This is a genomic window from Candidatus Nitrosocosmicus oleophilus, assembly GCF_000802205.1.
GTDB lineage: Archaea > Thermoproteota > Nitrososphaeria > Nitrososphaerales > Nitrososphaeraceae > Nitrosocosmicus > Nitrosocosmicus oleophilus.
This window is the reverse complement of record NZ_CP012850.1, coordinates 930,514-943,791: the sequence shown is the minus strand read 5'-3', so window position 1 is coordinate 943,791 and position 13,278 is coordinate 930,514. Positions and strand designations below refer to the sequence as shown.

Sequence of the window (13,278 nt, the reverse complement as noted above, 5' to 3'; positions counted from 1 at the left end):
CTAAATATCTATTTTATCTGATTGCACTGATCTTAAATACATTTTTATCAAATAACTATAGATACCATATATTCCCCCCGACAGTTAAAAAAGTATATCAAATCACAAAGACTTGTAAGAGTAGATACACCCTCATTAATTTCCAACCCGTCGAATATCTCATAAATACATCAAATGTAGAGAAACCTTTCTTGACGCGTACTGAGTTGGCACATATTATAATAAGACTAGTACCGAATCAAGCAAGAAAAGTTGTAAAATAAGAACTAAGTTCAAATATTGAGCTCAAAATCCACTTAATAACAGATATTGTTTTATTGTTTTATTACTCTTAATTCAGAAGGAAGAACCGTTATTTTCGTATATTCTTGTATAACGGCAATTGGATATGTAGAAATAGTCTATGCGGATTTTGATAACAATATTTATTGCTATCAATCATAGTATCAAAAGGCAATACCAAGGACAAAACTGTTAGTGTTTGAATTTGTGTCTAATATAAATACTTAAGGGAATTATGATCAACCAAAAATATTGTGCGACATTTAAGTTAATAAATGATACTACAATGGATAATAGAAATACTAGAGGAAGAATTAACAATTGGGTAAACAAGCCTTTCTTGAACAGGGGATGAAGGTTTTCTCCCACGGCGTTAATCCTTATTGCATACCACCAAATTACAACAAGTAATGTACTTGCTGCAATCACTACTCCATAATAAATCAAATATGCGACCCGATATGAATCAAAATTTATGACCAAAGATGTGGAGATTGATAAAAGTGTTATTAGGAGCAGAAAAAGTAAGTTTAGATAAACCATAGAGAGGTACGAATCCTTAATGTGATTGAATACCTGATGATATGAAACCCAGAAAAGGGCAATAATGAAGAAACTAAGAACGTAGCTTTCTACTTGGGAAGACATTTCAAATAAACTTTCAACTAGTTGTGTTTCAGTAAGGTTGGAACTAAGTCCAGGGATATCGATTGTTAAGGCCATTAAGGTTATAGCGAATGCAAATACTGCATCACTAAATGCGATGACGTGTTCTAATCTTATTCTAGGTGTAAATGCCTTTGTTGACAAATTGAATAACTCAAATTAAAAAGATACCATTTTAAACTTTGTTCTAGGCTCATTGTATATGTCGCATAGAATCGATGTACGCATTACCTTGAATTACATAGTCAAGTATCTTGCAAAGTTCTTAGAGTTTAAATGAATTAACTTCAATACTTTAAGAATGATTTATGAATTTAGGCTTTGTAATAGAGTTTCTTACCCATAAGTTAAGAGAGAGAATGAATAGTGCTGTAGATTCTATTACACGTTTTGGAATAATGGTTCCCTCAAGACCATACAATACTACTAGTCTGTATTGTTTGTCTGGATTTAGAACAAAAAAGATTGACAATATTGGATGATCACAATTATTTGCATCTACTTGCATAAAATAAGTCGTAATTATTACCTATGAATTTCCTTATTGTATATGCAGAATTTTAAAGCATTAACATTATTATTTTCTGCTATCATATTTTCTAATTTTGTTTATATTGGATCCATCTCAAATCCTGTAATGGCTATTCCCCCTCAATTTATTGATGACCAGTTTGTTTTTGGTCCAATTCTGGACTTTCAGAAAATGAAAGTGGTGCTGTTAATTGGATTATGAATGGAAGTTGGAGATTAAACATATCAAATGATACTTCCATTCAGAATTATCAATCTTCAGATGTTTTTAATGCTGCGATTGAAATGGTAAAATCTGATGGTACAACAAGGCATACACATACTATGACAGATTTTGTTTTCTTAAATGTGTCTCATCCAGACAACAACTCTACGCTTTATAACGGGACGTCAACAATAAGTTTGCAAGCTGGGCCCGCAACAGATATTCCTACTACTTTACAAAAATCAAATGACAATGTAATAATCATAAATATAGATCCAGAAAGTGTAGATAATCATTTTGGTAAGTTACCCATTTATGGTACTCGATCTGATCCTCAATTTATGCATAATTCATCCATGTCAAGAATAGTCAAGTGATTTGAGCACAGAATAGTCCATAAGCATTCTCGCACCCTTTCCTAGGGTGGATTTCTGGGTAAGGCGAATAGTCTTAATATTGTTATTGTTATTGGAAAATTAGAGTGTCAGATTGGAGATTATTGGCAATCTATAAATAACCGATGAATCTTCTGTTATATACCTACCAATTCATGAAGAGGATCACTCTTTCAATTGAACGAATACCTACCAGTGTGGAGTAATAAAGGCTACATTCATGTGATAAGTATTGTGATGATAGAGTCAGTAGTGACTTGTATATCACAATACAAAAACATGGAGGGTTACGAGACACCTATTGATGCCTTTATTACTCCGCAGGTCTTATCATCACCTTTATCTAGAAATTCATGTCTTTGTTACCTAAACTTTAATTAAATGAAAGTGTTTTTCCCAAAAAAAGAGATAGATAGGATAATAACAAAAGTACGTGTATGTATTCGATTTTCTACAATCAATATGGACAATATTCCCAGCCAGGTCCTATAGACAAGATAAGATAGATTTTTAAAGTTCCATTAAATTTGAATACCATATCCTTTCTATATGTTTAGGACATCAAACCAGGATCATTAAGTTGATAATTTTGTAAAAGGTTCTTTAAACCATAAGAAAAAAATTAATCCAGTTTAATTAACTTTTTTGTGCCTAATAAAATAATTGATTGAGTTTTTCTGATGCCATATTTTGTCATGCATTTTTAGATCTGCTTCTGTCCATATACTTAATCCGCCATGGCATAAATTACATGTAACCATGGAATTTCTATCCCCTTTTCTTCCCTTGAGATTCATCGTGTACATTGTGCATGCTCAGTGTTAAGCGTTGCTATCTGAACATTGATAGTCTTTCAGCAATTCCGATCTGAATTACCATTATGATATATTATTTTTCCTCCAAAGATACAAATTGTATATTGTGCCTTGAAAACAGCTTTTATTGTGATATTGTGTACAGTATTCAAAAATCTATTTAGAAAATATTTAGAATGGGACTTTCCACCATCTTACTTCCTTTTTGAAACATGTCGGGCAAAGTAATTTTGCAGTATTTAGCTGAATATTTCCAGACGCTTCATAAAAGGCGGTGCTCCATGAACATGCATCACATCTTATAAAGTACTTGAAAAGTATGTCTAGATCAGATTGATCCTCTTTATTCGTTGGCTGTTGGAAGGCATTTTCTTGTTCACGGATCATATTCTTCAGACATGCTTTAGCATTCAAACAATAAAAATAATGCTAAATAAATGAGTATGAAAATGTATATGTTAAATATTCATATTATATGACTAGGAAGAATGTAATCACTTAATTCATTTCTTAATAATATATTTTTCAACTTGTAGAAAACACATGAATCCCATTAGGTTAGTAATATCTTGTTGTCACGAATATTGAGATAGATTCTAAATCTCAAATCAGGTTCTAACTCAATCATTACTTTTTCATGCGGAGTTGAATTGTAAACAAAGTGAATATCATATCGCAAATAAGCTATGCCAAGTACTTATACCAGGTTTGAAGATTACGAATTTTTACACAGCATTTTTAGTTACCTATCAAGAGATAGGATATCATTATCAGTTTTGCATAATGGGAGTCTCAGGGATTGGAATGAAAAAATTAATTTGGTTTATTTTCAGACATTTTTGCGAAGGCATCTTCTGCTGCTTTTTTTAGTTCCTCTTCAGTTAGATCCTTTATATGAGTAGATATTGACCATCGGTGGCCAAATGGATCTTCTATGCTACCATATCTATCTCCCCAGAACTGATCTTCAACTTCCATCAACACCTTTGCTCCCTCGGCTACTGCTTGGTTAACGATTTTATCAACGTCGTCTACATACAAAAACAATCCAACAGGACTACCACCTATGGTCTTTGGCGAAAGAGAATTCATTTCTGGAAATTCTTCTGCCAACATTAATTTGGAATTACCAATCTCAATTTCTGCAGGGCTATTCTTTTCCCATCTGGAGTCATCATCCGGCCATGTTCTTTTGCTCCGAATATTTTTTTGTAATACTCAATTGCTTCTGATCCATTATTTACTATCAAATATGGGGTTATAGAATGATATCCGTCAGGGATTTTTTCACCTGACTCATTAAGGTTCTATAAAATTATAATTTATAAGTTAACAAGGGAATAAAAGTATTGTTGTCTGTCTATCAGCATGAGATTCATTGAAGTGTGTTTTATTGAAAGATTGTAAAAAGGCCTTAGAAATCCAATGTAAAAAGATTGATAAGAAAAAGGCATCTGGAATTACCATTCAAAATAATGTCTGGCATTAGCTCCAAGTTAGCAGTCGTTGTAACTTTATAATGATATATCTCATTAATAGATCCATCTTTTGGCAACTAAGCCCAGTAGATGCACGTTACTAATACATATTGCGAACAGACCAAACGCCAAGGTTTGTTTTTCTTAAACACAACATCCTAGCAATAGAATCAATCTGCATATCTAAAAAAGAATGTTTTCTATTATTAGCAAAGTTATGAAACAATAAAAAAAACAAATGTTGGTAATAATTAATAACAATAATAAACGTCTATGCTTGATAGTCTACAGTTACTCAGTTCGCACCAAATCAGAGATTGATCCACAATTTCATTTTTAGATGATTCCACCTCATATTTCTATGAGCGATGCACCGGTAAGATAATTAAGTCATAAACTAACAAAATATTCTCCTGAAGATTTGAGAAAAGAATAAAATTTCAATCATTGCAATTTCATTAAATAATATAAGAAGGGTTTTTTGATCCTGCGTTGAATATTTATAACATATATGTAAAAAAGCTAAAAACTACGAAAACTAAGGCAGCAATAGCAGCACTAGCAGGGATGGTTATTATCCATGCATAAATAATTCTCTTGCCTACACCCCATCGCACGGCAGAAAGCCTACGAGTCGCTCCCACCCCCATTATTGCTCCAGAAATAGCTTGTGTTGTGCTGACGGGTATTCCAAGCCAAGCCATAGCTGCAAGAATCACTCCACCCCCAGTTTCTGCACAGAATCCCTGATAGGGTTTTAAATCTGTAAGCTTAAATGCCATAGTTTTTACAATTCGCCATCCACCAAAAAAGGTGCCTAATCCTATCGCAATTGCCGCACTCAATATAACCCAAATAGGTACAACAAATTCAGTCGACTCCAAAAAACCTCCAGCTATCAACAATGCTGTTATTACACCCATCGTTTTTTGTCCATCGTTAGCACCATGAGTCAACGAAAAAAAAATTGATGAACATATTTGTAATTTGCCAAACACCTTATTGATTGATCGGGGTTTTTTCCTTTTTAGAAAATACACCAAGAGTATAGCAAGAATAAATGCCATGAAAAATCCCAAGGCTGGGGAGGCAACCATGAAAACAATAGTTTTTTCTAATCCTTCAAATACTATGGCTTGAATCCCTCCAGAAATTAATGCGGATCCAATTAAACCTCCAATCAATGCATGGCTACTAGAAGAAGGCAAACCAAAATACCAAGTAATTAAATTCCATACAATAGCTCCAATTAAACCAGCCAATATTACTTCAGTAGTAGCAAATTCTGGCTGAATTATTCCTTTCCCAACAGTTGCAGCCACAGCAGTTCCAAAAATAAACGGTCCTATGAAGTTAGTAATTGATGCCATGGTCACCGCATGTAATGGTTTCAGAGTTCTAGTTCCAACCACTGTTGCAATTGCATTTGCTGAATCATGAAAACCATTTACGAAATCAAACAAAAGGGCTGAAGATATTGCCCCGATGGTGATATACATCAAATTCTCCTCCATGGTTAAATATTCAAGTTATTAAAGAGACTATATCTTTCTATCCAACAATTACACAATTCTAAATATTACCCAAACTAACATGCACAGACATACTATCCATATTTAAGGACTATGTCTTCTATTATATCAGCTACATCTTGACATTTGTCTAATGAAGATTCGAAATTTTCGTATATTTCTTTTAATTTTATTACTTCAATAGCATCAGTGTTGGTTTCAAATAATTCAGCAATTGCTCTTCTGTACAATTTATCCGCTTGTTGCTCATATTTTTTGATATTATGACAATGAGGTAGCAATTCAAAAGCATTCTTCATATTATGTAATGTTTTGGTAACAAAATGTATTTCTCGGCTTGCACCAAGAAGAATCTTAGAAAGGTCGATCATAATAGAAGTAGGTCTTTGAATATTAAACAGCAAAAACCTATCTGCTATACCATCTGTATAATCCAACACCTCGTCTATTGCACTAGCAAGGCCAGCAATATCCTCCCGATCTAATGGAGTTACAAATGTTTGAGATAAAGTAGTAAATAAATTATGGGTTATATTATCACCTTCGTGTTCTAAATCCTTGATTTTGGATATCTTTCCTTTGCTAAAGTTTTTTTCCTGACTTTCTAGTATGATTTCAACCAATGATGTTGTTGCATCTACTAAATTAGCTGATTGTTTTTCCAACATCTCGATGATTATTTTATCATTGCCTTTCAACCATGAGAGCCATTTTTTAGAAACCACGTATGATCTAAGAGGGTAATTTCTTCTTTTATCTTTATCGACCAAATAAATGCATCAATCTTTTTCCATATTTTCTAGGTTGATTGGTTCACGTTGACGAAAAAAAGGGTCCAATCGACTTTATCATGATTATTTGAGACAGCATAAATAAACAAAAGGTAGGTTTGTAGTAATTTGGAAGCAACTATCTAGTTGTTACCACCATCATCGCCACTGCCATTCTCCTCATTGCTATCTGTGTTTTTATCGTCATCGCTTTCATTACCAGCGTCACTATCTTCTCCATTGTTATCTCCTGTAGAATCTGAGTTAGATGGAGGACCTTGATCCTTTTCTGAAGAATCTTCATCTTCTTGCTCACTTTGTTCTTCATTTTCTGCATCCTGGCATTCAGAAGAATTTCCTCCAGAAGAGCCAGGTTTCTCACTGCAATTTTTATCGTTATAATATGGATTCCCATTATCATCTGTTTTCTTTTCCCCGCGTTGATCATCATTGTCATTATTATTTTGATTATCATTATCAGAATCATTCCTAGGATTACTTAAATCATTGTTACTGTTATCATTACTTGGCAATCCAACGCTACTACTTGAAGATGAAGTATTACTCAAAACATTAGCACCACTAAAAGAACCTCCAGTTGAAACAAATGACGATTTTGAACTAAAAGGCAAACTCATAGAGCTTTGGTCAGATTTAACATATAGTGAGTAGAATGCACCTTGAGATTTAGTTTTATTGTCTGTAATGGTAATATCAAATGGAGCCACTTGATTCTGAGACAAATTAGCAACATTTAATCCAAAACTTTGAGTTCCAACTATACCAAGACTAGAGTTGTCATAAAATGTTGCAACAAGATTCAAGAATTGTTCTGGGAATGGTCCTTGGTTTATTATATTACCGGTGATATGAGGATTACCAACATTGTCTAAGAATACACTGCTGTCATTAATAATTAGGTTTGCAGGTTTTTCTGTCGTAGGTCGAGAACTAGTGAAGAACTCAATAAAGTTAAACTTTCCTACTATTTGAGGGTCCTGTACCAATATGTCAAATGGAGAGGATTCACCATGTCTCAAGGTTCCTATCGATGTGAATGCAGAATGATTTCCTACTATAGTCTTGTTTGTCGTATTGGATAAAATAGTGGTAATTACAATATCCGTTTGAGGATCAAATGCAGTATTATTTACTTCACCTATGACATGAAAATTTCCCAAATCATCTATAAAAGATGAAGTACCTATAATCTGGATGGCATTAGAATCAAGGGTTTGAGCAAATACTAAATTGGCCTTTAATGAAGGATCAAATCCGGCAAAAGTAAAAATGATGGAAAGCGATGCTATCAAAGTAGTTAGTAGAAATAGGCTTGCAGTTTTTTTGGACCTTAACAAATTAATTGTTAATTATTTAACAAAAACACTTATTAAAATAATTTGTTAACATGGTTAATAAAAATAATTCTACTAGTTAAATTTAGAACAATCGTATATAATAATTGCAAATTATTATTTGATCTGTGAACCTTGTTTTTGAGATCGATTAATCATAGTAATTTAATTCGCCTGCTTGGTTGAAATTCATCTGGTTTATGAGTTCGTGAAAAATTGTTTGGTAATAAATCACAAGATATTTCAAATGGACAATCACAAATATTCAAATCCTGTTTCCTCGTAGTAGATGTCAACCGTAGTATTTGTCTATCTAATGGCATGTCGTTTCTTATTCTGATTTGCTCATCTAGCATTGCATTAAACAACATCATCAAAAAAAAATCATGAATTTACCGGAAAAAGGCATAGTAGACCAATATCCACCCCAAAAATCTTTTAAAATGATTACCAATAGTCGAGGACCAATTACATTAATTCTAAGAAATATCGGGCGAGGTATACAATCAACTATTAGACAGGGACTGCAAAAACCTGTACTCTTTTTAATATGGTAATACAATCATTATTTATGAAATTTGCATCTAAATTGTTTTTGCTACCGTTTTTATTCGTATTAATGACTTCTCTTTTTACATTGACCTGCTTTGGCTCTGAGTTAGATTCAAAATTAAGTAATGACACATATACTGGAACCAATTTCAGCAAGACCAGTCAAATCGATCTGACAAGCAAAGGTAGTATTAATAACTCATCATCAGCTTTGGGCAAAGAAGAGAGTAAAGGAGCACTAATAGTAAAAGTAACCACATTAAATGGAGGACAGGGAAGGAATTTCTCATCTGATTTCATAGTAAATATTCATGCCAACGACCCAGTCCCTGATGTCTTTAAAGGAAATGTTTCGGGCACTGTGATAAAATTATCAATGGGAATGTACAGTGTTACTACATCATCTATTCCTAATTACAATACTTCATTCTCCAGTGACTGTAATGGTGGAATAATGAAAGTAGAAACGAAGAATTGTAACATTGTAATGACATATTCTAAAACGGGTTAAGTGATTCAGTGTTTATCGTATGGTATTCTTAGACCTCACAGTATAGCCATGATTTCTAGATAAAACTATACAATTTTTATATCTTAGCGTGACCGTCCGCAAGCCCGTTGAACCAGTTAACTTTGTGTTATAGATTAGATCACAGTTATTAAATGCAGAATATCATGGTTTGGTGATTTCAGGATCTAGAGTAGGTCATCAAGTCAACTTGATTAACGTTAAGATATATTATCACTGGGGACGTTCAGTGAAGACTCTTACGAATCACGTTGTGACAAAACATTCTCAAATAATTGTCTTCTAGCATTGGTCGTTTTGGATCAATCTTTAGAACCTGACTAACGACTCTGAGATTGAATTGAACTATTTAGAATCCATAGAAAAACCATCAAATTTTGAACTTTACAAGTCGTTCAATCATATTATGAGCACTGGTTACTAAAAGTGCAACTCCACTTCCCAATAGAATACCGCCTATTAGATCAGTAGGATAATGAACTCCAAGGTATAGTCGGGATAAACAAACTAATCCTGCTTCAAATACAAGAAGAATGGAAATCAATTTCTGCCTAGGAGATTTTCTTAGCAATAATAAAGCTGTTACCGCACCAGCTGAAACCATACTGGCATGGCCAGAAGGATAGGATTCATCTACCGGTAATTTATTGACAGAAGCTCCGTAAAAAACAAGCGGTCTATCCCTGTCAATCAAATCTTTAACCAAAGTAGTCAAGGGAATAACAAGCATAAATGAAAGCAAGATAATTACGGCAACAATTCTACCATCAATTCCTTCGAATACAAACAGAAGGATAGGAACAATAATCCAAAAATACTCTCGGCCAAAATCGGACAAAATATTCATGATTTCGGTTGTGACAGAGGAAAAGAAATAGCTTCGAGCCTGCATAATACCAGTGTCAAATTCATAAATCAAACTGCCCTCAGATGAGTAATCATTCAATTCAATAATATCATTATAAATTGCAAGTGTAAAGACTATGAAAATTCCAAATATGATAATAGAGGAGACTAAATATTTATTCATTACAACTTGTTGATTGATTTATTGAGAATGATTTCAATTTTTATCCGCAGCGGTAGAATCATTTGTTAAACATCACTATCCATTTGTTCTATAGTTTCTCTCAAATTTAATTGTAAGAGCAGAAAAAGATCGTTGGGTATTATTCTCTTTCACTTTTCAATAAATTGAATAAAATCCATTTAAAAATACTATCCAAGACCCAATTATAATGCGAATGAGGGATCCATATCAAAATCTTTTTTCCTAAATAAGTGATAACTCTATATCAAGAGATATTAGTCAATAATTACAATATGAGGGTCCATGGTTCGAATATTCATTATGAGATGTTTTCATACTACAGATTGGTTTTGATTAATATACTGATTTAATCAATTAATGCAATATAGTTTAAAACCCATAACAAAAATACTAAAAATAATAATTTTTTTCCTTTACTTTTAAAATGTCCGGACTATTGTATATAATAGATGATTGATATCTGTGGTAACATCCGCATTAGTTCCTATAATAAGATTAGAACGCATTTGAAATGTAACCTCCCTTACTTGCTTAACAATGAATATGATCTTAGTGACCAGAGCTTCAAATTCGCTATGGCTCGTGGAAAAAAGACTAAATAAAAGAACTCAGCATTGTTACAAGTAGTCCTAAATGTTTTACAGACCTGTTCAATACACGGTATCAAAACCCTACAAAATAATTTATTGGCAGTATTTAGCATTGGTTACATTAAGACATGATCACCATAAAATGGATAAAATACATTTTGTGTGTGAGATGGATTCCTTTACGAAAAAAATTTATGTATTAATTTAATACATTCTCTAGTGAACATATTTTTTTCCATATCAAAATATAAGATATCAATCATTCTATCCATTGTAATAATCTTATTAGTTACTACTGTCGGCATAGCATCTAATATTATGGATCCCGTACAACATAATCCTTACTTGATAAAGGCTTATGCACAAATGATTTATGAGCCAGGCCAGAATCCTACAGCCAGTTTACATCGGGGCCATGACAATAATATCCTAATTACCAGCGGACAAAATGAGCCAATGTTAGTATCTGCATCTGGACACTTTGCAAATAACCAGATGGAAAATGGGGTAGTAACTTGGATTCAAGGGGGGCTATGGAATTTGGAAATCAAAAATTCTAGTGAGAAAAATGTGAACAATTCAAACATGAGTGCAACTTTTAATGCCAATTTTACCATGATAAAACCCGATGGAAGTCTTTCCCATAATCACCTGATAAATAATTTTACCTCAAATAACGTTATTCTTGCTGGAAATGACATCGTAGTTACAGGGTTATCAAGCATACATTCCGATAATGGAACCCAATACGCACAGGTGCCAATAACTATTCATCTTATGGGCAAAAAGGTTTTGGGTTTAATGATTGATGCTAACAAAACTGGAGGGCATTTTTCGAGTTCTAATGAAATGTTTGGCACCTTAATCAGCGGAATAGGATTGGATAGTTCCAATATCAACAATACTACTCACCCTAATCCCAGAGTCAATTCTACAAATTTGAATCACCTACACGCACTAGATTAAGTGTCTAGTACTATAAACTAACCAGAAAATCTTACATTTCTATTAAAATATCTCGACAGGGATATACAATGTAAATTAGTCCACCTGCTTAAATCTATCTTTAACATACCGTATCAAGTATACGATGTTTATTTGAGGTTAAAAGTACGAATTTTGTTGCCAACGCAAGTTATTGAACGGCAATTTATCATAAATTTTCTAGCAATAGCCATTAAACAGATATGTCTATAGGTGTTTAGAAGGTAGAAGATCATAAATAAGATAACGGTATTTATAGCATGATTTCGTATAATTATATAAAATTGAAAAATTATAGAATAAATGATATTTATTCTTTTAAGCAAAATACCAAATTCTTAATTTCAATGTCTTTAATGATTTTTATTTGTTATCTTATTTCATGCTCATTTAGTTCGGCTGAGGCGCATTTCAGCCACTCTGCCCACTATAATAATGGAGATACAGGAATTGGGGATAAGTATATGGTTCTCCAACAAATAGAGCCAGAATACACCAAACCAAATGAATTATCACAGATCCAATTTAGCATTCAAGATAAGCAAGGCAAAGACACAAGCAATTTGGTAGGGATGGTTGAAATTTATTCAACACTTACCAATGAACGGTTGTCTGCTTACCCTTGGACAAAGCTAGCAGTAGGCGATTTCCAAATTCCCTACATATTTCCAAAGGTAGGAAATTATCAAATTGTTTTAAGCATACTAAATGATAATTCCAATGCTTCTAGTGGTGATATCATCAATACAATTCCTCCCGCACGTACAATACTAGGCGATAATTCAAATTGCAACTGTGAAAGAGCCGTATTTAATGTTTCTATAACTGAATCGTTTGGCTTCATTTTTACCACAGTGATCTATGGTTCAGCTGTAGGAGTTATCTTGATTGTCGGATTAGTTTTAAGCTGGATGTTTCTAAGCAGAAGAAAAAGCAAGACAAATCCGATATCAAACGATGAATTTATTAAATATTCAGTCTTGTTTTTAGCACTGGGTGCGGCCATAGTTCACCTTGCAGTATACTCCGGTCACGCAACTCTAAGATATGAATATAGTATATTCCTCATATCCGCCGCAGGTGGACAACTTTTCTATGGGATTTCATATATCTTGCTAATTTTCTCTGATGATAAACTCACGGTCAAAAAAACCGACAAAAAGTATGTTTCAAAAGAGTATTACAAAAAGTCTTTAATCTTAAACTGGATTGGATTGACAGGGTCTTTGGTTCTAATATTATTATACTTGTACTCAGTCACTTTCCCTCCTCCACTCTCACCAAACGCAACTCCCGAAGATGTGGATCTTGCAGGAATTATGGCCAAGGCATTAGAAATAGTATTAGTAATTGGAATCATTTATTTAATGCGAACAGAAAAGAAGAGATACTTATACAGCATTCAGACCTATGATGAGAAAAGTACGTGATTTTTATATAAAAACACTCGTCGATCCCATATCGAATAGATGTTAAAATGGAACGGTTAATCTAAGGAACCATGTGATTGATATGGGACTGGACCGCACTCAAGAGAGAAGCA

13 protein-coding genes are annotated in these 13,278 nt (G+C 33.3%); 4 read left to right on the top strand and 9 right to left on the bottom strand.

All coding sequences use genetic code 11. The features are described from left to right. Positions 1 to 474: 474 nt before the first annotated feature. On the bottom strand, positions 475 to 1,092 hold the full coding sequence (locus tag NMY3_RS04545) for a TMEM175 family protein (protein WP_196817739.1): 618 nt from the start codon (positions 1,090 to 1,092) through the stop codon (positions 475 to 477). A gap of 151 nt (positions 1,093 to 1,243) precedes the next feature. Then, on the bottom strand, positions 1,244 to 1,456 hold the full coding sequence (locus NMY3_RS04540; RefSeq protein WP_196817738.1) for a hypothetical protein: 213 nt from the start codon (positions 1,454 to 1,456) through the stop codon (positions 1,244 to 1,246). A 221-nt stretch (positions 1,457 to 1,677) separates the two neighbouring features. On the opposite strand from NMY3_RS04540, the gene NMY3_RS04535 reads away from it, so the two are divergent. Then, positions 1,678 to 2,061, top strand: coding sequence for a hypothetical protein (locus NMY3_RS04535; protein ID WP_196817737.1), 384 nt, complete (start codon positions 1,678 to 1,680; stop codon positions 2,059 to 2,061). A 1,004-nt stretch (positions 2,062 to 3,065) separates the two neighbouring features. On the opposite strand, the gene NMY3_RS04530 is transcribed toward NMY3_RS04535, so the two are convergent. The 6 genes from NMY3_RS04530 to NMY3_RS04510 all read right to left on the bottom strand — a co-directional run bounded on the left by NMY3_RS04530 (position 3,066) and on the right by NMY3_RS04510 (position 8,032). Beyond that, complete coding sequence (locus NMY3_RS04530) at positions 3,066 to 3,308, bottom strand: hypothetical protein (RefSeq protein WP_196817736.1); 243 nt, start codon at positions 3,306 to 3,308, stop codon at positions 3,066 to 3,068. A 399-nt stretch (positions 3,309 to 3,707) separates the two neighbouring features. Continuing rightward, complete coding sequence (locus tag NMY3_RS16965) at positions 3,708 to 4,010, bottom strand: VOC family protein (RefSeq protein ID WP_269464948.1); 303 nt, start codon at positions 4,008 to 4,010, stop codon at positions 3,708 to 3,710. Further along, on the bottom strand, positions 4,010 to 4,144 hold the full coding sequence (locus NMY3_RS16960) for a hypothetical protein (protein ID WP_269464947.1): 135 nt from the start codon (positions 4,142 to 4,144) through the stop codon (positions 4,010 to 4,012). The genes NMY3_RS16965 and NMY3_RS16960 overlap by 1 nt, the downstream gene beginning before the upstream one ends. 728 nt (positions 4,145 to 4,872) lie before the next feature. Further along, positions 4,873 to 5,871 carry an inorganic phosphate transporter gene (locus tag NMY3_RS04520; RefSeq protein WP_196817735.1) on the bottom strand — a complete coding sequence of 333 codons (999 nt, stop codon included), beginning with the start codon at positions 5,869 to 5,871 and terminating at the stop codon, positions 4,873 to 4,875. Between the two features lie 107 nt (positions 5,872 to 5,978). Further along, positions 5,979 to 6,674, bottom strand: a complete 696-nt coding sequence (locus NMY3_RS04515) for a DUF47 domain-containing protein (RefSeq protein WP_196817734.1) — start codon at positions 6,672 to 6,674, stop codon at positions 5,979 to 5,981. A 143-nt stretch (positions 6,675 to 6,817) separates the two neighbouring features. After that, the gene (locus NMY3_RS04510) at positions 6,818 to 8,032 is read right to left on the bottom strand and encodes a hypothetical protein (RefSeq protein WP_196817733.1); all 1,215 of its coding nucleotides are present in this window, start codon (positions 8,030 to 8,032) and stop codon (positions 6,818 to 6,820) included. A 568-nt stretch (positions 8,033 to 8,600) separates the two neighbouring features. Between NMY3_RS04510 and NMY3_RS04505 the strand changes: the two genes are divergently transcribed. Continuing rightward, positions 8,601 to 9,092: a hypothetical protein gene (locus NMY3_RS04505; protein ID WP_196817732.1), complete on the top strand. Its 492-nt coding sequence runs from the start codon at positions 8,601 to 8,603 to the stop codon at positions 9,090 to 9,092. Positions 9,093 to 9,480: 388 nt separating this feature from the next. On the opposite strand, the gene NMY3_RS04500 is transcribed toward NMY3_RS04505, so the two are convergent. Further along, positions 9,481 to 10,140, bottom strand: a complete 660-nt coding sequence (locus tag NMY3_RS04500; protein WP_196817731.1) for a phosphatase PAP2 family protein — start codon at positions 10,138 to 10,140, stop codon at positions 9,481 to 9,483. Positions 10,141 to 10,970: 830 nt separating this feature from the next. Here NMY3_RS04500 and NMY3_RS04495 point away from each other — a divergent pair. Beyond that, positions 10,971 to 11,717 carry a hypothetical protein gene (locus NMY3_RS04495; RefSeq protein ID WP_196817730.1) on the top strand — a complete coding sequence of 249 codons (747 nt, stop codon included), beginning with the start codon at positions 10,971 to 10,973 and terminating at the stop codon, positions 11,715 to 11,717. Between the two features lie 365 nt (positions 11,718 to 12,082). Next, a complete protein-coding gene (locus NMY3_RS04490; RefSeq protein WP_231100276.1) occupies positions 12,083 to 13,165 on the top strand; it encodes a hypothetical protein in 1,083 nt (360 codons plus the stop codon). Positions 13,166 to 13,278: the final 113 nt, after the last annotated feature.